Source organism: Pseudomonas sp. AC169 (assembly GCF_979258515.1).
Map to the genome: position 1 here is coordinate 6,380,393 of NZ_OZ409866.1, position 18,363 is coordinate 6,398,755.

General features: G+C 55.7%; 18 protein-coding genes, 1 tRNA gene and 2 pseudogenes. 6 read left to right on the top strand and 15 right to left on the bottom strand.

From position 1 onward, the window contains the following. Positions 1-63: 63 nt before the first annotated feature. Positions 64-138, bottom strand: a tRNA-Gln gene (locus ACZZ0G_RS28330). 319 nt (positions 139-457) lie between these two features. On the opposite strand from ACZZ0G_RS28330, the gene ACZZ0G_RS28335 reads away from it, so the two are divergent. Further along, entirely contained in the window at positions 458-1,486 is a 1,029-nt protein-coding gene (locus tag ACZZ0G_RS28335; protein ID WP_463558477.1) for an alpha/beta fold hydrolase, read from the top strand. Between the two features lie 56 nt (positions 1,487-1,542). Here ACZZ0G_RS28335 and ACZZ0G_RS28340 read toward each other — a convergent pair whose 3' ends face one another. From ACZZ0G_RS28340 to ACZZ0G_RS28400, 13 genes and pseudogenes are all read right to left on the bottom strand, one after another. Further along, a complete protein-coding gene (locus tag ACZZ0G_RS28340; protein ID WP_007919067.1) occupies positions 1,543-1,899 on the bottom strand; it encodes a DUF6124 family protein in 357 nt (118 codons plus the stop codon). Positions 1,900-2,017: 118 nt separating this feature from the next. After that, positions 2,018-2,383 (bottom strand): DUF6124 family protein, encoded by a 366-nt coding sequence (locus ACZZ0G_RS28345; protein WP_034155865.1) that lies wholly within the window; start codon positions 2,381-2,383, stop codon positions 2,018-2,020. A 649-nt stretch (positions 2,384-3,032) separates the two neighbouring features. Further along, entirely contained in the window at positions 3,033-3,386 is a 354-nt protein-coding gene (locus ACZZ0G_RS28350) for a DUF6572 domain-containing protein (protein ID WP_463558478.1), read from the bottom strand. Between the two features lie 78 nt (positions 3,387-3,464). After that, on the bottom strand, positions 3,465-3,803 hold the full coding sequence (locus ACZZ0G_RS28355) for a DUF6572 domain-containing protein (RefSeq protein ID WP_463558479.1): 339 nt from the start codon (positions 3,801-3,803) through the stop codon (positions 3,465-3,467). Positions 3,804-3,821: 18 nt separating this feature from the next. Continuing rightward, positions 3,822-5,018 (bottom strand): annotated as a pseudogene (locus ACZZ0G_RS28360) (S-type pyocin domain-containing protein). A 204-nt stretch (positions 5,019-5,222) separates the two neighbouring features. After that, positions 5,223-6,791, bottom strand: a complete 1,569-nt coding sequence (locus ACZZ0G_RS28365; protein ID WP_463558480.1) for an SIR2 family protein — start codon at positions 6,789-6,791, stop codon at positions 5,223-5,225. Positions 6,792-6,814: 23 nt separating this feature from the next. Next, entirely contained in the window at positions 6,815-7,471 is a 657-nt protein-coding gene (locus ACZZ0G_RS28370; RefSeq protein WP_463558481.1) for an NADAR family protein, read from the bottom strand. After that, a complete protein-coding gene (locus ACZZ0G_RS28375) occupies positions 7,452-8,495 on the bottom strand; it encodes a phosphoribosyltransferase-like protein (RefSeq protein ID WP_463558482.1) in 1,044 nt (347 codons plus the stop codon). Before ACZZ0G_RS28375 ends, ACZZ0G_RS28370 begins: the two co-directional genes overlap by 20 nt. 335 nt (positions 8,496-8,830) lie before the next feature. Beyond that, on the bottom strand, positions 8,831-9,856 hold the full coding sequence (locus ACZZ0G_RS28380) for a GlxA family transcriptional regulator (protein ID WP_463558483.1): 1,026 nt from the start codon (positions 9,854-9,856) through the stop codon (positions 8,831-8,833). A 50-nt stretch (positions 9,857-9,906) separates the two neighbouring features. Beyond that, positions 9,907-11,028 (bottom strand): agmatine deiminase family protein, encoded by a 1,122-nt coding sequence (locus ACZZ0G_RS28385; RefSeq protein WP_463558484.1) that lies wholly within the window; start codon positions 11,026-11,028, stop codon positions 9,907-9,909. 47 nt (positions 11,029-11,075) lie between these two features. Continuing rightward, positions 11,076-12,179 (bottom strand): extracellular solute-binding protein, encoded by a 1,104-nt coding sequence (locus ACZZ0G_RS28390; protein WP_463558485.1) that lies wholly within the window; start codon positions 12,177-12,179, stop codon positions 11,076-11,078. 1 nt (position 12,180) lies between these two features. Continuing rightward, a complete protein-coding gene (aguB, locus tag ACZZ0G_RS28395) occupies positions 12,181-13,089 on the bottom strand; it encodes an N-carbamoylputrescine amidase (protein WP_463558486.1) in 909 nt (302 codons plus the stop codon). Between the two features lie 4 nt (positions 13,090-13,093). Next, positions 13,094-14,146 carry an agmatine deiminase family protein gene (locus ACZZ0G_RS28400; protein WP_463558487.1) on the bottom strand — a complete coding sequence of 351 codons (1,053 nt, stop codon included), beginning with the start codon at positions 14,144-14,146 and terminating at the stop codon, positions 13,094-13,096. 111 nt (positions 14,147-14,257) lie between these two features. On the opposite strand from ACZZ0G_RS28400, the gene ACZZ0G_RS28405 reads away from it, so the two are divergent. After that, positions 14,258-15,118 (top strand): LysR substrate-binding domain-containing protein, encoded by an 861-nt coding sequence (locus ACZZ0G_RS28405; RefSeq protein WP_463558488.1) that lies wholly within the window; start codon positions 14,258-14,260, stop codon positions 15,116-15,118. Here the strand turns inward: ACZZ0G_RS28405 and ACZZ0G_RS28410 are convergent. Further along, a complete protein-coding gene (locus ACZZ0G_RS28410; protein WP_463558489.1) occupies positions 15,096-16,022 on the bottom strand; it encodes a LysR family transcriptional regulator in 927 nt (308 codons plus the stop codon). The genes ACZZ0G_RS28405 and ACZZ0G_RS28410 overlap by 23 nt on opposite strands. A 115-nt stretch (positions 16,023-16,137) precedes the next feature. On the opposite strand from ACZZ0G_RS28410, the gene ACZZ0G_RS28415 reads away from it, so the two are divergent. The 4 genes and pseudogenes from ACZZ0G_RS28415 to ACZZ0G_RS28430 all read left to right on the top strand — a co-directional run bounded on the left by ACZZ0G_RS28415 (position 16,138) and on the right by ACZZ0G_RS28430 (position 18,312). Next, on the top strand, positions 16,138-16,539 hold the full coding sequence (locus ACZZ0G_RS28415) for a RidA family protein (protein ID WP_463558490.1): 402 nt from the start codon (positions 16,138-16,140) through the stop codon (positions 16,537-16,539). A gap of 72 nt (positions 16,540-16,611) precedes the next feature. Next, the gene (locus ACZZ0G_RS28420; protein WP_463558491.1) at positions 16,612-17,169 is read left to right on the top strand and encodes a helix-turn-helix domain-containing protein; all 558 of its coding nucleotides are present in this window, start codon (positions 16,612-16,614) and stop codon (positions 17,167-17,169) included. A gap of 75 nt (positions 17,170-17,244) precedes the next feature. Further along, a pseudogene (locus ACZZ0G_RS28425) lies at positions 17,245-17,802 on the top strand (HD domain-containing protein); the annotation flags it as partial. A 3-nt stretch (positions 17,803-17,805) separates the two neighbouring features. After that, entirely contained in the window at positions 17,806-18,312 is a 507-nt protein-coding gene (locus tag ACZZ0G_RS28430; RefSeq protein WP_463558912.1) for a GNAT family N-acetyltransferase, read from the top strand. Positions 18,313-18,363: the final 51 nt, after the last annotated feature.

The following is an 18,363-nucleotide window of genomic DNA, read 5'->3' on the forward strand; positions in this document are numbered from 1 at the left end:
CCAGGCCAAATCGCAGGCATAAAAAAACGCCAACTTCTTGCGAAGTTGGCGTTTTTTCGAATATGGCAGGGGCGGCTGGATTCGAACCAACGCATGGCAGGATCAAAACCTGCTGCCTTACCGCTTGGCGACGCCCCTACTGCTCTGTCCAGCTACTTCGTTAGGTTCGCTGTGAGAACGGGGCGCAATTTACCAAGGTTTTTTTGCTTTGGGAAGCGCGAAGTGAAATATTTTTTGTTTTAAAACAGCGACTTATTATTTTGGCCTGAATCAGGTCCATGCTGAGTCGGTTTCGCCGCCGTGTATCACACTGTGTACGAACCTCATCGCGACACATCGACTTTCAACTAAGCCGTTCTTCGACACAGGCCAGATACGTCCCCACGCTCAAATGCACTCAAGGTTTCAAGGGTTCAAAACGACCCCTCGGCCAACAGCTCGCAAAGGAGACGTCACCATGAAAAAGGCACTGCACACCCGCAACACCGCATTCGGCTTGTCGATCCTCGCGCTGTCGCTGTTCGGCGCTTTTGGCACCACCCAGGCGCAAACCGCTGAACCGGCCGCCGCCAGTTATTCCGCGCCCTCGCCCTTTGGCCCGCTCAAGCATGTAAAGGCTGGCGTACTCGACGTCGCCTACGCCGAAACCGGCCCGGCGAACGGCCCGGTGGTGATCCTGCTGCACGGCTGGCCTTACGACATTCACAGCTACGACGAAGTCGCGCCGTTGCTCGCGGCCAAGGGTTATCGGGTGTTGATGCCCTATGCGCGCGGTTATGGCGATACGCAGTTCCTTTCCAAAGACACCCTGCGCAACGGCCAACCGGCGGCGCTGGCCAGCGATGTCATCGATTTCATGGACGCGCTGAAAATCAAGCAAGCGGTGCTCGGCGGTTATGACTGGGGTGCACGTTCGGCGGACATCGTTTCGGCGTTGTGGCCGGAACGGGTGAAAGCGCTGGTCTCGGTCAGTGGTTACCTGATCGGTAATCAAGCCGCCGGGCAAAACCCGCTGCCGCCCAAGGCTGAATTGCAGTGGTGGTATCAGTTCTACTTTGCGACGGACCGTGGCCGTGCCGGTTACGAGAAGAACACTCATGATTTTGCCAAACTGATCTGGCAAACCGCGTCGCCGCAGTGGAAATTTGATGACGCCACGTTCGATCGCAGCGCCAAGGCGTTGGAGAATCTGGATCACGTCGACATCACCGTGTTCAACTACCGCTGGCGTCTGGGCCTGGTACAGGGCGAAGCGAAATACGCCGCACTGGAGCAGAAACTCGCCACTGCACCGTCGATCAGCGTGCCGACCATCACCCTCGAAGGCGACGCCAACGGCGCGCCACACCCGGCGCCTGAGGATTACGCCAAGCGTTTTACCGGCAAGTATCAGTTCCGTTTGATCAACGGCGGGATTGGCCACAACTTGCCGCAGGAAGATCCGCAGGCGTTTGCCAAAGCCGTGATCGACGCCGACCATCTGTAGAAACAAAAAAAGCAGTCAGCCGCAATGGCTGACTGCTTGATCGATAACGTGTGCGACTACTCGGTTGGCACAACCAGATCCAACGCCTTGTTCACCGCCAACTCTCCCAACATGACCACTTGCGCAATGCCCAGCAGGGTATGACGGTTCGATCCCTCCAGCACGCCGGCAAAATTGCCGAGCATGACCGTGGCGGATGCGAGCGAACCGCTGGCATTGCTCAGCAAGGACTCGGCGTCGGATTGCGGGTTAACCATGAACATCGTGCTGGGCGTATAGGGTGTGGCCATGATCGCGGCAGGCAACAGGTAATGGTCGAGCGCACGTTCTGCCGCTTCGTGCAGCTTTCTTGAATTGGGCGATGCGTATGGGGACACCAGGTCGGTGACCGGTGGTTCGGGTGGCTGAGACATCTGCTGAAACTCCAGACAAGAACCGTTTGCGGCTCTTTGATAGAAGGCGTGAAGCGCCGCGATTACAGACGCTTCTGTGCAATGAGGGAGCAAGCCCCCTCACCCATCTGCATCGCGACTAGTGCGGCAAGCGCTGGTTATCCAGGACTCGACCGACCACCAGTTCGCTGAGCATGATCACCTGTTGCAGGATCAGCATCTTTTTGCGCTGTGAAGGGTCAATCGAATCGGCGAGTTCACGGGCCATGTCAGTGGCGGAGGACAAGGTTTCAGTGGCTTCGACGAGCAGGGTTTCGTTATCCACCGTGGGGTCGATCAGGTAGATCTTGCCGGTCTTGCGGGTGGGTACTGAGGTCTTCAGCGCGGAGGGATTGAGGTAGAAATTGATCGCACGGTCGGTGGCCTCTTTGATGTTTTGAGGTTCGAGCGCAGCGTCGTAGGGGATTGGATCGGTTTCTGGCGGGTTTGGCGTAATTTTGAACATAGATGACACTCGCTTAGCAAAAAATAAGGAGCCATCACTCACGCTACCAAACGAGGTGGTGACCATTGCGCAGGTTGGTAGACCGGTCTAAGCGAGTAAACCCCGGCGCTCCCGAAGGAGCCCCACGCATGGCCACCATAAAAAACCGAGCCTCGAAAAGAGACTGCATATAGCGGCGCATAACGCTTAGAAAACGGGCTACCAAACCCGATCACTGTTTTGCAGTGACAGGGAAACGATACAGCCCGCCTCAAGGCGCGTAAGCCGGCGGATTCTGGCGTACGCGTAGGCAACGGCGCAAGGTGTTGTAGCCGTTATGGCGTAACAGTGCGTGTAAGTTAAACGCGTGTGGGTGATGGTGTTTAAAAGCCCCTCACCCTAGCCCTCTCCCAGAGGGAGAGGGGACTGACCGGGTTGTTTAGGCGAGGTTCGCCGACGTGGGATTTCGAGGTGAATTCAGGTGGGTAATGGCTTGGGTTATTTGACCAGGCGTTTTTCTTTGGAAGGTCTGTAGCCGAAATATGAGCTGTAGCATTTGCTGAAATGGCGTGGCTGGCCCGATTTCCAGTCGCGCAGGAGTTTTCAGCGCGCAGGTTCTATCAGTGAGGACTTTCAGCGTTCAGAGGACAAGCCGGCGTCAGGGCAGCCTCTAGTGGCGAACTGCAAAGTCGTCCTTGAGTACAAACTCCATTCCAATGCCCACGCCTTTGAGTACCTCGGTCACGCGGTCGATAAAGGTTTCACCTTGCTCGGGCAGCGCATAGAGGCCGTTGATGCGAATCTTCGGATTTTTACCTTTCGCTGGCAGATAGCTGTCCAGCAGTTCGCCGCTCTCGATGAAGGCGATGTAGGTGTTGATTTTCTCTTGAAGCAACAGCAGGTGTTCACCCTGTTGGGCTTTGTTGCCCCATTCCAGGTGATCGGTGATGACGAGTACGACGTTGTCTGGCTCCCTCTCGGGTACTGCGATGATGTCGACGACTTTTGTTTCGTTGATAGACATGCCCGATCTCTCAGTGGGGATTGTCAGCTTTCTGATACCAAGCACGTGACTGGGCAGCCGTTTTCTCTAGATGTGTTATTAATCCGCTTTGAGCACGAATTCTAATCCTATGCCCACGTCCTTCAATGCCTCGGCAACGCGATCAATAAACAACTCGCCTTGCTCGGGTAACTCGTACTTGCCTTGAACACGAATGACAGGTGATTTTCCGAGTGCACCTGGTATCTCAGTGTAGATTTCACCGCTTTCGATGAAAGCGATGTAGTTGTTGATTTTCTCTTGAAGCACCAACAGGTGCTCGCCTTGTTCAGCCTTGTCGCCCCATTCCAAATGGTCAGCAATACCGAGGATGATCTTGTTGTTGTCCCATTTTGGGATGCCCCACATGTCGATGGTTTTTGCGTCTGTTACGGACATTTCAGTTCCTTGGTTCCGTTATTTTTGCGGCGGGCGCAGAATTTCTACTCGGGTTGGCGGGATTTGGGTGCCGCCGGGGAAGCCAGGTTTACCCTTACCCATGATGCGTCCACCGCTCTGTTCGATTTCCGGAAATGCCCGCTTTTGATTGCGGGTCAGTGGTGCCGTTTCCGAGGCTTTGCATTCGACGCACGCGATGTCGCCGTTTGCATCTCTGCCTATCATATCGAGGCGGGTCCGGGTGCCGCTCTCTGTTTTTATCGTTACTTGTTGGCCGGACTCTTCCATTTCTTCCGAAAAACCGCTGTACGCCCCTTCTTCGAAGGCCGCCCCTGCTGCCTTGTTCTTCTCTAGTTGTGTGCTGAGCACGATGTAGATGGGTTCAAGGCCAGCGTCATCCGGGAACCAGATGATTGCGTCCTGAAACTCGGGAGGATGTGCTGGATTAGCCAAAAGCGTGTCCGACTTTTCTGTCGGCGGATATACCCATACGGGAGGCAATTGCGGCACGCCTTCAAGTGCTGGAATACCCAGCACACCATCTGGGTTTGCTGCTGGCGTCCAGGTAAGGCCAATGCCGTTACCTACGTCGGCTACGTATTTCTCGCCGTCCTTTTCCGCTTTGATGACAGGGACATTTTCCCAGTCCTTTTTGCCGCCCGTGTAGAAACCGTAAGCGCTGACGGAACCGTCCGGCAAAGTCTTTACGTTGACGCGGACGCGCGTGCGGCCCGTTTCGAGCGTGGCGTACTGGTCGGTTTTGTAGAAGGCACTGTCGGGTGCAAGGTTGGTATTGGGCATTAATAGCGCAACGGTGCCGACGGCGGCACCTGCTGCTAACGCACCTGCACTTTCGAGCAAGCCTAGCGCAAGGGAGCCACCTACTCGCTGAGCAATGGCGCTGCCGGTTGTGGAACCGCCGACCAGTTGAAAAGTTGTGCCTTCGGCGGTGATTGCCGCTCCTGTGGCCAGAACAGCCCACAAACCGTAGTCCGCCAGTTTCTCTACCGGGACGAATCCAGCTTGGTTTGTGTGGTTGATTTCGCCGTCTGGCAAGTTGCAGCTTTTGGCGAAGACACATCCCAGCGGTTCTGGTTTTACGTCCGGTGTCGCCGGAAGATCTTTGTATTACGCCCAGTGTTGGGCGTTGACGTCGACGGGTTCGACGCCAGTGTTGCGATAACCCTTGGGAGGGTCGGGGACGTAGCCACTCAATCCTTGATTCCTTGTCCTGATCCTTTTGAGCGAGGCGCAGGGTGACAGGTGGAGCTGATAGTGACAATCAGTGGCACTTTGATGTCGCGCGGTGAAATCTCGTTTATTAGTAACAATAAATTTTATCTAGAATTGCAATGCTGTCAGTTGGCAAAGTGCGAATATTCGCTAATAAATTACCAATCCAACAGCTATGCAAAGGCACTAATAGCGATTACTATATCTCACCAAATCATATATACATACAAGCCTGGCAAACCCACTAGTGGCATGAGAGATATCAACATGTTTTCTTATTATTTCAATTAAATCATCAAGACCGGACTTTATAAGCATAGGGTCCATATATGGCAACATGCGAACAAAAAGCTCAAAACCCTGCTTATTATAAAGTTCGTTTACACTAATGGTTACCTCAGGAACAGTTTTTGACCTTCTCAGTTCTGTCCCCCGATTAGTCTCCGCAAACAAGTCACCATCGAAACGAGACATCGCACCAGTACAAAGAGGAGCAACATCAGGATTTAGCTTTCCATCTGACAATAAATAACCTGATTTATTTAGATAATAGAATATAGGAAGCTTCATATTACCTTTCGCAAGGTTTGGAAAAACCGTACTAACAACCTCGCCAGCCTCAAACTTCTCAGTTTCAAAGACTATGTCTCGAATTAAGTCTGAACGAGTTAGACCTATAAGTCCCTGCTTTGAAATTGCCTCCCCTTTTTTGAGAGTGGAAATAGCTCCATACCCTACAACATACTCCGTTAAAGAGCCACCGCTTTCAAGATCACTTTCGTTCCTGACATAAAGCTGACCCTTCGGGTCATCAGTGATCACCAACTCGTAGAGTTCATCTTTTATTCTTCGAAAGATATGCGCCGGTATTCTTTTCTTTGTTTCTGACAAAACCTCATAGATTTCGATAAAACTTGAAACCCGAAGCAATTTCACTGGGATCCGCTTATGAATTACAGAATCAGTAATGGTGGGCGCATCAAGATCTTTGTGCCATTCGACAAAAATGAGTTTATCCCTCAGAAACTCCAAGCTTCTTTCAGGAAAACACCCGATTATGTCTTCCAAAATATCTGCAATATGCGGATCGGTAAGGGAATAGCCAAGGAATATGACGGGGCGCTCAATAAAAATAGTAAGAAGCTTTGAGGACAGGTACGGATTCTTCCTTCTGTATTCTGCATAGTCATCCTCAGTCAATACCAAGGAATTAGGCACACTAGAGCACCCATGTATTTTGTATATTTCGGCGATGCCGTGGCTTCTTCCGGCAATTAAGCCATCTTGGCCAATGAAAGTAGTGAATTTTGGGAATATATTTTCGAGCAAACAATCCCAGTTTGTTGTTATCACTCCATCAATATTGGCCTTCTCCAACAACGACATTTCCTGCAGCAGTTCTGGATTCTTATTTTTATGAGCATTGCGCAAATATCTGGAAATTTCAATTTTAAGAATGGAACTGTCATTTACGAAATGTTCTGCGAACTCCGCCGCCACCTCTGCCGATTCTGGCTGCCCCCACCAGCGTTCCTCATAACTTCTTGCTAAAAGTTGAGCATATTTTGTGAGATTTCCGTTGGAACTCGCCCTCAGTTTAAGCGGATTTTCTTGGATTGCGGTGCAAAATCTCAGCAATAACTGCTCCCAATTTTCCGTGTCTAAATAGCGCCTCGACATGCCCGAACCGATAAACAACATCGGAGATGCTTCAAATTTTTTGAAGTGCTCCGTCAGAGTTTTTTTAAATTCCATAAGCGACTCGCTCAATAAAGTGGCTAGAATAATCCATGCTGCACCTTCGAATGTCGTGCTGAAGCTTGAGCGGTGACTATTTCGATTGATTTTCCCAGCAGAAGGAAGTCGGGGATATTCAGGGGAGGCACCGTTTTTAATGCATGATTTGAGTCCATCTTGAGTTTCTCACGCAATTCCATGAGCAACCGCCCAAGTACATTTTGTCCAACCAGAATATCGCCACTTTCATCCACGAGCTTTGCGCCCCAGTAGTCGTCCTTACGCGACTGTTCAACAATTTGCTTTTCGTGCGTTGCAATCAGTAACTGCCCGAACTCTTCGTAATTCTGCGCAAGCTTTACGCGCAGGCACCAACGCATAACTTTGAATCTAACTTTATCCCAATCCGGCCTAGACTCCATACGATGTGGCTTGCTCTTCATCTTGGCGGTCATAGGACTATGTTGGCTGATGATTTCCTTCTGAAGTTCTGGGAGATGCGGAAAGCGGCACGCTTGGTACATAGCCTCGGTGGTTAGAATACGAACGCCGTTGACCTGCAACGGGTATCCAGACGCCATATTCGACAATCCACCAAAACCTTCTTTAGTTTTAAAAATTACGACTACCTCGTCACGAACATAAGTCCGCTGAAGATTATTCTTTCGCTTATCGGAATTAGAACCTTGTAAGGTCATCGAAAATATTCCTCAAGGAGGAATAACCCTCCCTTGGCAACAATGGATACCAATGCAATGCACCCGTTTTTTTGCTCGGATCACCCCACCAAATCGCAAGCGGACAGTTGTTCGGACAATTGCGGTAAGTAACAATTGTGGACCCAAAACCCACACCAAAATGGCTAAATCCGAGCGGGCGCATGGATAGCTTCGGATTTTCGCTCATTGATCTAATCTTCGCTCCCGCGATAAAAAACTCACTTTCAAGTATTTGTCGTCCAGCCTCTGTAAGAAATGGCTTTATAACTGTCGCTCCGGGCTGCCGAGGTTCGAAAGGAAACCTCGATGGCAGACTCATATAGGCATGAACCTCAGCCACAGCGGGAACGTTTGTAGGCCATAGCACTCCTGAAACGTTCTTGTGCCATTTCCGATTCTCTATTTCAACGGCGCGCCAATACTTAATAGAAATGTTTTTTCCTGACTGTTTTACTACGTTTTTGAGCCGTTTATCGACCATGTACGATCCACCAGAATAGAGAGCAGCTACGATTACATGGATTTCGGCAGACTGTGGTGCGTGATTGACAATCCACGGTTCAAGATCATTGCCTACGCGGCTTCCGCTAAACATTGCATCATCAAGATAAATATAGTCGCCCCCCGCCGTTCCGCACCTACCAATATCTAAATTACATTCATCACGGAGACACGCAGAAAATTGCTTAAGCATTTCCTTTTGACTATGTCCATGTTGCTGAATATTTAGAAAATTAGCGGCTGACCAGTACGCTGCAGGATTTGCACCTGCAAGCCCGGCGTTATTCACAAGGCGACGAAGAAATTCTTTAATGTAGTTAAGTGTTAAAAAACTGTATTCAATAACGTGGTTGAACTCTCGCAGAAAAGGTAGCTGTTGATCTGGCGTGAACTGATACAGCCAGCGGTCAACATGTTCTGGCGTTGGTTCGTCGATTTCACCTTTACGATAGGTCTTGATAGTTTCCGCCACCGAGGCAAGAAGATCATCACGTTCGCTCATCTAGCAATCCTTTTCCATTTGACGAGTTTTGAGTGGCCATGTTAACCGCTTGCCGCAACCTATCCAAGCGACGGTGAATGGTGGATAGGTGGCTTGTGGATGGGGTCATCGGGGCAAAAGAATTGGCAGTAAAATGCTCTGAGGCAGGGGCGTTTTTTACCTTCAAGGAAAGCGACGAGCATACGATACGGTTGGGTGCCGGCGGCTTGTGACGTACAGGCTTCTTGGCCAGAGGTTCTAGCCTCTCCCAAAGGGAGAGGGAACTGACCGGGGTGTTTTGGAGAGGTACGCCGACGTGGGATTGCGAGGTGAACTCGGGTGGGTGACGGCTGGTGTTATTTGACCAGCCGTTTTTCTTTGGAAGGCCTGTAGCCGAAATACGAGCTGTAGCACTTGCTGAAATGGCTCGGCGAAACAAACCCGCAAGCCACCAGCACTTCCACCTGCGACAATTCGGTGTGCTGCAACAAACGCCGCGCTTCGGTAATTCGCAGTTCCAGGTAATAGCGCTGCGGCGTGGTACCAAGTTGTTCCTTGAACAGCCGTTCCAACTGCCGGCGAGAGCGTCCGGCGTATACCGCCAGTTGCTCCAGTTCCAGCGGTTCCTCCAGGTTGGCGTCCATCAGTTTCACCACTTCACGCAGCGGCGCACTGACGCAGATGTTCTCGTCCGGTTTGATTCGTCGATAGCGCGATTCCTCGAAGGCGAGGATGTCTTCGATGCCTTCGACCAACGCTTTGCCGTGCAGGCTTTTGATCCAGTCCAGCGCCATGTGAAACGCCCCGGACGGGCTCGACGCCGTGAGGCGGTCGCGGTCGATCACGTAGGGTTCGCTGCTGACGTGGGTGGTTTTGGCGATTTCGGTCAGTGCCGGGCGGTGTTCCGGGTGGATCGCGCAGCGATAGCCGTCGAGCAATCCGGCACGGCCGAGGAACCACGAGCCGTTCCACAACCCGGCGAGGCTGATACCGCGCTCCGCCGCAGCCTTGAGCAAATGGATGAATTCGTCACTGGCGCGCAACTCGGTGCGATAACCGCCGCACACCACCAGCAAATCCAGTTCATCAAGCGCAGACAGATCAAGCCGTGCATCGGGGCGGATGACCAGTCCCAGATCACTGATAACTTCACCGTCGCCCAAACCAAACGTGCGCGAGGAAAACAATCCCGGACGCAGCAAATTAGTGGTGACCACCGTGTCCAGCGCCTGGGTAAATGCTGGCAGTGAAAAGTGTTCCAGCAGCAGAAAACCGGTGCGGGTCAGCAGCGGGTCAGCAGCGCTGTGTTCATTCAGATAGCGGAGGTTTTTCCCCTTCATGCCTCCGCTGAATTGGCGTCGTTCGATCAAGTTCGAGTCCATCGGTCATGTTGTTATGCGCCGATAGTTGGCTTGATCCGCGTCAGAGTCAATCACGCCTGCGGTTGATGGCTGGTGACGCATTGGATTCCGCCCCCGCCAGCGGCAATCGCATCGATGTTGAGCTGGACGATTTCGCGCTGCGGATACAGTTCGAACAGCAGGTCGTAGGCCTTTTTGTCCGCCGCTTTATCGCCGAATTCCGGGGCGATGATCGCACCGTTTATCACGAAGTAATTGATGTAACCGGCAGCGAAGTCCGGGTTATCCTGATTGAACTTGCTTTTGCGCGGCTTCAGCGGCGGCGAAATCGTGTGGACCTGCAGTTTGCGACCGTCGGCGTCGGTGGCGTTCTTGAGGATTTCCAGGTGCGCCAAAGTGACCTTGTGATCGTAGGATTCAGGGTCGGTGTCGAGGTTGGCGATCACCACGCCGGGCCTGATGAAACGTGCGTAGAAATCCACGTGGGCATCGGTGATGTCCTTGTTCTTGATTCCAGGCAACCAGATGATTTTGCGCAGGCCGAGGCGTTCTTTCAGTTCCGCTTCGACGTCAGCCTTGCTCCAGTCCGGATTGCGGTTGCTGTTGATCCAGCTGCTCTCGGTCATGATCCCGGTGCCGTGACCGTCGACCTCGATGCCCCCGCCCTCGCCCACCAGATCGGTGCGGATGTACGTGGCTTGCGCGTCGTCGGCGACCAGTGCGGCAATCTTCGTGTCTTTGCTGTGCTGCTGTTTGCCGCCCCAACCGTTGAAGTTGAAGTCCACCGCGCCGAGGCCGCCCTTGTCGTCGATGACGAAGTTGGCGCCGATGTCGCGCATCCAGATGTCATCCAGCCCGGCGGTGACGTAAGTGATATTGCGCGTGCCGCAGAATTCTTCGGCGATGCTGCGTTCGTTCTTGCGGCAGAACACGGTGACCGGTTCAAACCGGGCAATGGCGCGGGCGATGCGGCCGAGGGCTTCCTGGACGTCTTCGGTGAAGTCTTCCCAGATCGCGTCCTGCGCGCCGAAAGCGATGTAGGCGCGCTCATGTTTATCGCCTTCGTCGGGCATGAACCAGCGGCCTTGCGCGGCGGCGAGGACTTTGCCCGGCGACAGGCCGAGGCCCATGAATGCCGCGCCGACACCGGCGGCGACCGTGACTTGTTTGATGAACTCGCGACGAGTCGACATGTTGCTTTTCCTGTAGAAAAAGGCCGGCGCAACACGCCGGCCATGGATCATTGGCCAGTGGCAGTCTTGAATTTGGTCCAGGTACGCATGCGTGCACGCATGTCGGCCTGGGGAATATCCTTGCCCGGAATCAATCGAGCATAGGTCGCTTCGTCGAGGTAGATATCCGGGTTGTCACTCATGCTTGCATCGACGTCCGCCCGCGCTTTGGCGTTGGAAGTCGGGTAGCCAGTAAAATTGCTGATCGCCGCCATGTTCGCCGGGCGCATGACGAAGTTGATGAACGCGTAGGCGTATTCCGGGTGTTTGGCGTCGACCGGAATGGCCATGGTGTCCATCCACACCGTGGTGCCTTCGCGGGGCACCCGATACTGAAACTTCGTGTGCTTACCGGCACTGTCCGAGGTGCGCTGGGCCTGGGTCATGTCGCCGCTGTAGCCGAGTGACAGGCACAGGTTGCCATTGACCAGATCAGTGACCGGTTGCGACTGGAACTTGCGGATATACGGACGCAGCTTCATCAGCAGTTCACTGGCCGCCGCCAGATCTTCAGGTTTGGCGCTGCGCGGATCACGTTTGAGGTAATTGAGCACGACCGCTAGCACTTCATCCGGCGAATCGATCATCGAAATCCCGCAATCGGCAAACTTCGCCGCCAGCTCCGGTTTGAACAGCATGTCGAGGCTGTTGACCGGTGCATCAGCCATGCGTTGTTTGATCTGCTCTTCGTTGTAGGTCAGGCCGATGGTGCCCCAGGTGTAGGGCACCGTGGCTTTGCTGGAGTGCTCGTAATGACCGCGCAGTTTCTGCAAACCGGGTTCGATGTCGGCCAGTTCGCTCAGCTTCGCTTGATCCAGCGGCATCAGGCTGCCGGCGCGCATCAAGCGCTCGGCGACGGTGTCGCCGGGGAAGATCAGGTCGTAACCGCTGCCGCCGGAGAGCATCTTCGCCTCCAGTGTTTCGCTGCCGTCCATGACGTCGTAGATCACCTTGATCCCGGTTTCGGCGGTGAAGCGACTCAGGGTGTCTTCGGCAAAATAATCCGCCCAGTTGTACAGCCGCAGGGTTTTGTCTTCGGCGTGCAGCGCCGGCATCAAGCAGATCAGCGCCACGCCGATCGCGCCGCGCAAGCGTTTGTGATGGATAGCCATGTCAAACCCCTTGGGTGTTCCAGCGTGCATGAAGGTGGCGGCCGTCCTGACTGAGCAGCGGCCCGTACATGTCCGGACGCCGATCGCGATAGATGCCCCAGCTCAAACGCTCTTCGCGCATGGCCGCCAGATCGACGCTGTGCAGCAACACGCCGGAGCTGTCGCGGTCAGCGCTGGCGAGCAATTGGCCCTTGTGATCGCTGATGAACGACGAGCCGTAGAAGCTCATTTGCAGACTCGAATCGGTGGTCGCGGTTTCTCGACCGACGCGGTTCGACGCCACCACCGGCAGCAGATTGGCAGCGGCATGGCCGCGCATGGTCATCTGCCAATGGTCGCGGGAATCCAGCGCCGCGCAGCCCGGTTCCGAGCCGATGGCGGTCGGATAAAGCAGCACTTCAGCGCCCATCAGCGCCAGGCAGCGCGCGGTTTCCGGGAACCACTGATCCCAACAGATGCCGATGCCGAGGCGGCCGAATGCGGTGTCCCAGACTTTGAAACCGGTGTCGCCGGGGCTGAAATATTCCTTCTCCTGATAGCCGATGGCATTGGGGATATGGGTCTTGCGGTACACGCCCAACAGGCGCCCGTCGGCATCGGCCACGCTCAGCGAGTTGAAGTAGGCGTTGCCGGCCTTTTCGAACCAGCTCAGCGGCAATACCACGCCCAACTCGCGGGCCAGGGCGGCGAAACGCGCGAGTACGCGGCTGTCGCGATACTCCTCGGCCAACGCCATGTGCTTATGGCTTTGTTCGATGCAGAAGTACGGTGTGGCGAACAGCTCCTGCAACAGGATCACTTGTGCGCCCTGCTTCGCGGCGTCGCGTACGAGCTGCTCGGCGCGATCAAGGTTGCCCGGTAAGTCCCAGGTGCACGGCATCTGGGTGCTGGCGATGGTCAGAATGCTCATGCGTTCAACCTCTCAGCGGCCAGGCTGGCTGCTGTTGCGTGATGCAGTGCACCCCGCCGCCGCCATGGGCCAGATGATTGATGCGTACCGGCACCACTTCGCGGCCGGGGAAGGTCTGCTCCAGGACTTTGGCGGCGACGTTATCCGCTTCGATGCCATACGCCGGCATGATGATCGCGCCGTTGGCGATGTAGAAATTGGTGTACGAGGCGCAGAACACTTCGGCTTCGGTGTCGACGGCGTCGGTGGCTTCGTACAGTTCGATCAGCTCGAACTTGCGGCCCTGCGCATCGGTGGCCAGCTCCAGTGCGCGACGGTTTTCCCGCGCCACTTCGGCGTACACCGACGATTGATCGTGAGTGGCGTCTACCAGCAACACGCCGGGACGGGCAAAGGCGCAGACGCCGTCGACGTGGCCGTCAGTCATGTCGCCGGTGACGTAATCCGGATCGCCCGGTAGCCAGATGGTTTTCTTCACGCCGAGCAAGCGACTGAAGATCTCTTCCATCTCGGCTTTGCTGATGCCCGGGTTGCGATTGGGATTGAGCAACACCGATTCGGTGGTGATGAGCGTGCCTTCGCCGTCGACATGAATCGCCCCGCCCTCGTTGCTCAGCGGCGTGCCGAAGCAATCCAGGCCGAGGTGATTGAGTGCGCGGCGCGCCAGACTTTCATCCAGATCATGGGCCGACTTGCCGCCCCAGGCGTTGAAGCGCCAGCTCACACCGGCCAATCCTCGCTGCGGATGGCAGATAAAGGTCGGGCCAGAGTCGCGGCACCAACTGTCATTCACGGCCAGCGCAATCAGCTCGATGTTCGGCCCGCACAGTGCTTTGGCGCTGGCGATGGCCGATGGGTCGACCACCAGTTTCAGCGGTTCGAAACGGGCGATGGCGTTGGCGACGCGAGCGAAATCTTCCTGAACCTGCGCCAGGGTCACCCGCCAACCCGACTCCCACAATGTTTTGTTATGCGGCCAGACCATCCACGTCGCGGCATGGGTCACCCACTCTGCCGGCATCATCCAGGCGCTGTTTTTATTGTCATTGTGCTGCATGATAAGCCTCGTCAGTTAAGCCGTTGTGTTCAATGCGCTTATGCTACGAGCCATGAAAACAGCAAACAAACGATGGATTTTGCGGATAACTGATTAGAGGAGCTTATCGATATGCTTAAACACTGGCCGCCACTCAGTTCTCTGCGCGGCTTCGAAGCCGCCGCCCGGCTCGGCAGTTTTCACAAGGCGGCGGAAGAGTTGAACCTCACGCAGTCGGCAATCAGTCAGCAGATCCGCAGCCTTGAGGCGTACCTGGAACAGCCGCTGTTTTTCCGCAGCGGTCGCAGCGTGGCATTGACTGATGCCGGCCACGATTTGCTCAGCACCACGCAAGCGATGCTGCAGCAATTGGCGGTGGGGATTCGGCGTCTGGGGCAGTATCAGAAACCCAATCAACTGGTGCTCAACACCACCCCGGCGTTTGCCCGGCATTGGTTGTTGCCTCGTTTGGCGGACTTTCGCACACAGCATCCCGAGGTCGATCTGTGGATTTACAGCACCGATGAAGTGCCAGACATGGCCACTCAGACCATTGATCTGGCGGTGCGCGACGACATCAGTTCACAGGCGGAATGCAGTTTCAAAGTGCTGCACGCCGACCGGCTCTTTCCGGCGTGCCATCCGCGCCTGCTCCAAGTCGCTCAAGCAGAGCGCACCACATTGCATGGCGAGCGGGAAATGGACTGGAGTCATTGGGCGGTCGAGGCCGGGATCGACGTCGGTCAGCAGGATCAGGGATTGAATTTCTCCGATCCCGGGCTCCTGCTCGACGCCGCGTGTTCTGGGCTTGGCATTGCGCTGGTCAGTCAACTGCTCAGCCGTCAGGCGTTGGCTGACGGCTTGTTGCAACCGCTGGTGGAAGACACCATTCGCGGACCGAACTGGGCGTTGCTGACTCATCGCGACAGCGAAAACGACCCGATGGCGCGCAGTTTCAGCGAATGGCTGATCAATAACCTGGGCGATCAATGACCGGTGCATGCTGCGCCATCACCTCGACAATCCAGTCGATGAACACTCGCAGTTTCAGGCTGACATGCCGGTTCGGCGGATAAGCCACATAGAGCGGCATCGGTTCGAGTTGCCAGTCCTCGAACAGCGGCACCAGTTCGCCGCGCGCCTCATGGTTTTTCGACATGTACTTGGGTAGCCACAGCACGCCCAAGCCCGCCAGACCTGCCGCGAGGTAGGCATTACCATCGTCGACCGCGAGCACGTGGCGCCCTTTGATTTGCAGGTTTTCACTGGCGTTGTGCAAGGCATACGGCACCGGTTTGCCGGTACGCGCCCAGAGGAAACCGACCACCCGGTGATGGCTGTCTTCCAGCTCCCGTGGATGCGCAGGCGTGCCCGCGCGCGCCAGGTATTGCGGTGCAGCAAACACTCCCAACTGAAGATCGGCGACCTTACGCGCCATCAGCGACAAGTCCATAAGCTCGCCGCCACGCACCACGCAATCGACATTCTCATCAATGATGTCGACGATGCGGTCGCTGACGCCCATGTCGATCTGGATATCCGGGTAACGCGCGTGAAACCCAGGCAGGGCCGGCACCAGAATCAGCCGTGCCAGCGGACTCGGTACGTCTACGCGCAGTCTTCCCTTGGGCAATGCCGCCGCGCCGGGCAGGCTGGTTTCGGCATCGTCCATATCCGCCAGCAACTTGACCACCCGCTCGTAGTAAACGGCGCCATCGGTGGTGACGTTGACCTTGCGCGTGGTGCGGTTGAGCAACTTGACCCGCAGCCGTGCCTCCAACTGCTGAACCAGTTGGGTCACGGTGGTCTTGCTCATGTGCAGGGTTTCCGCCGCTTTGGTGAAACTCCCCGCCTCGACCACCCGGGCGAAGGCCTGCATTGCGTCAAAACGGTCCAAGGTGCGCCCTCGATTGTTTGGGATTCTCAAACAGTGAACGCCAAGCTTGCGCGTTTATCGCCCGCCTGCAAATACCTACAGTGGCTCCATCAACTCAAATGAAGGAGACACTCCCATGACTCAGCGCGATGTTGTTTTCCCGCCTGCCCGCCGCGCACTTTACGAACGCCATCGTTACTCGCCGGCGGTGCGTTCAAACGGTTTTCTGTTTGTTTCGGGACAAGTCGGCAGCACCGAGGACGGCACGCCCGAGCCGGATCTGCAAACCCAGGTGCGCCAGGCGTTCAGCAACCTCAATTCGATCCTCCACGAGGCTGGTTGCACGTTCGATGATGTGGTCGACGTCACCGTGTTCATCGTGGATCCGCAGTCGAAGTTCGAAACGATCTGGAATCTGGTGCTGGCGGAATTCTGGGGCGAGGCGCCACACCCGACCGCCACCGCAATTGGCGTGACCTGGCTGTATGGCTTTGATTTCGAGATCAAGGTCATCGCCAAACTACCCGACGCGGCCTGATCGTCAGATCGATTTGCAGCAGGGGTCGGCAGTCTTCAGACTGTCGGCCCTTTAGTCTTTCCGACAGCCGTCATGTCAGTTGCAATGCTCAAACCTGCCCTCCCCGGCATCGCCCTGCGTCGCTGGCGCTTGCTGCATCGCGTCAAGCAAAGCCACGCCGCGCAGATGTTCAGCGTCACCCAATCGACTATTTCCCGTTGGGAAAGCGGTGCGCTGGCGCTGGATCCAGCTGCGCATTTACAGCTGGAGCAACTGTTGGCCGCGCGCCTCGACACGGGGGCCGATCAGGCTCTCGCCCGGCTGGTGCGCGAAAACACGCGACCGGTGCATCTGGTCTGCGACCTGACCCACCGTTTGCTGGCCTGTTCCCCTGCACGCGCCGCGCAGTTCGCCAGTCCGCTGAGCGAATTGCTCGGACAATCGCTGTGGCGTTTTGTGACGCCGGAAATCGCCAGCAACGAACTGGCGCTCGACACACTGGGCTGGCGCGAATTGCAGGCACCGCCGGCGCTGGAGTTTGTCACCGGCAGCAATGACTCCGACCTGGTACCGATCCGCCAGAGCCTGTGCCGCTGGACGCGTATTCCGTTGTCCGACGGCACGGCGGCGCGGCTGGTGGAGACGCTCTGAGCGCATATTTTATGCGTGGACGCTCAACCGCATCGGCTCTAGGCTTGCTGCTCGGCTCTATCACCGGGCAAGTATATGGACCTCGAAAAAATCAGCGGACGCCTTGAATTCCTGCGTGAAGCGGAAAAACTCAAAGACGTCCTCAGAAGCGCACACACCTCAAGCGGCCGTACCGAAAGCACCGCCGAACACAGCTGGCGCCTGTGCCTGATGGCGATCGTCTTCGCCGATGAACTGGCCGGGCTCGACCTGCTGAAAGTGCTGAAGATGTGCGTGATTCACGACTTGGGCGAAGCCATCAATGGCGACATTCCGGCGGTCGATCAGGCTTCTTTTCCCGACAAGAGCGAGCAGGAGCGCAACGACCTTCTGCTGCTGACCCGCTCGCTCGATGACGCCCTGAGAAACGACATTCTCGCGCTATGGGACGACTACGAAAACGCCCGGTCTGCCGAGGCCAAAGCGGTCAAGGCACTGGACAAACTCGAGACCCTGCTGCAACACACCCAAGGCCAGAACCCGGCGGATTTCGACTACCGTTTCAATCTGACTTACGGCAAGAAACACACCGCTGCCGAACCGATCTTCGCCGCGTTGCGCGCGCTGATCGACCAAGACACCCGCAAAAGGATCAGCGTGAACCTGACCATCCGCAACGAACAACCCGACGACGTCGACACTATCGCGCAATTGACCGAAGCGGCCTTCCAGAACGAAGAGCACTCCAGTCATACCGAGCAGTTCATCGTCAATGCTTTGCGCGACGCTGACCAACTGAGCGTTTCGCTGGTCGCCGAGGAAAACGGCAAGATCGTTGGCCACGTGGCGATTTCCCCGGTAACCATTTCGTCTGGCGCCACTGGCTGGTACGGTCTTGGTCCGATCTCGGTATGGCCTGAACATCAGCATCAAGGCATCGGTTCGGCATTGATGAAGGCCGCACTGGCGCAACTGCAAAACCTCGGCGGTGCTGGTTGCGTGGTCCTGGGCAATCCGGGCTATTACGGGCATTTCGGCTTCAAGAATCACCCGGAGCTGACGTTGCCCGGTGTGCCGCAGGAATATTTTCAGGTGTTGTCATTCGGCATTGAGTTGCCGACGGGAGAAGTGAAGTACCACGCAGCCTTTGAGGCGACCGAGTAAGCGACTCAGCGCAAATAATATCCAGACATACCCCGCCGGTTGCCATCGCGA

Bases quoted from the DNA above. Each gene is read 5' to 3' on its own strand.
- ACZZ0G_RS28335 (WP_463558477.1), top strand. From the start codon at position 458: ATGAAAAAGGCACTGCACACCCGCAACACCGCATTCGGCTTGTCGATC.
- ACZZ0G_RS28340 (WP_007919067.1), bottom strand. From the start codon at position 1,899: ATGTCTCAGCCACCCGAACCACCGGTCACCGACCTGGTGTCCCCATAC.
- ACZZ0G_RS28345 (WP_034155865.1), bottom strand. From the start codon at position 2,383: ATGTTCAAAATTACGCCAAACCCGCCAGAAACCGATCCAATCCCCTAC.
- ACZZ0G_RS28350 (WP_463558478.1), bottom strand. From the start codon at position 3,386: ATGTCTATCAACGAAACAAAAGTCGTCGACATCATCGCAGTACCCGAG.
- ACZZ0G_RS28355 (WP_463558479.1), bottom strand. From the start codon at position 3,803: ATGTCCGTAACAGACGCAAAAACCATCGACATGTGGGGCATCCCAAAA.
- ACZZ0G_RS28365 (WP_463558480.1), bottom strand. From the start codon at position 6,791: ATGGAATTTAAAAAAACTCTGACGGAGCACTTCAAAAAATTTGAAGCA.
- ACZZ0G_RS28370 (WP_463558481.1), bottom strand. From the start codon at position 7,471: ATGACCTTACAAGGTTCTAATTCCGATAAGCGAAAGAATAATCTTCAG.
- ACZZ0G_RS28375 (WP_463558482.1), bottom strand. From the start codon at position 8,495: ATGAGCGAACGTGATGATCTTCTTGCCTCGGTGGCGGAAACTATCAAG.
- ACZZ0G_RS28380 (WP_463558483.1), bottom strand. From the start codon at position 9,856: ATGGACTCGAACTTGATCGAACGACGCCAATTCAGCGGAGGCATGAAG.
- ACZZ0G_RS28385 (WP_463558484.1), bottom strand. From the start codon at position 11,028: ATGTCGACTCGTCGCGAGTTCATCAAACAAGTCACGGTCGCCGCCGGT.
- ACZZ0G_RS28390 (WP_463558485.1), bottom strand. From the start codon at position 12,179: ATGGCTATCCATCACAAACGCTTGCGCGGCGCGATCGGCGTGGCGCTG.
- aguB (WP_463558486.1), bottom strand. From the start codon at position 13,089: ATGAGCATTCTGACCATCGCCAGCACCCAGATGCCGTGCACCTGGGAC.
- ACZZ0G_RS28400 (WP_463558487.1), bottom strand. From the start codon at position 14,146: ATGCAGCACAATGACAATAAAAACAGCGCCTGGATGATGCCGGCAGAG.
- ACZZ0G_RS28405 (WP_463558488.1), top strand. From the start codon at position 14,258: ATGCTTAAACACTGGCCGCCACTCAGTTCTCTGCGCGGCTTCGAAGCC.
- ACZZ0G_RS28415 (WP_463558490.1), top strand. From the start codon at position 16,138: ATGACTCAGCGCGATGTTGTTTTCCCGCCTGCCCGCCGCGCACTTTAC.
- ACZZ0G_RS28420 (WP_463558491.1), top strand. From the start codon at position 16,612: ATGTCAGTTGCAATGCTCAAACCTGCCCTCCCCGGCATCGCCCTGCGT.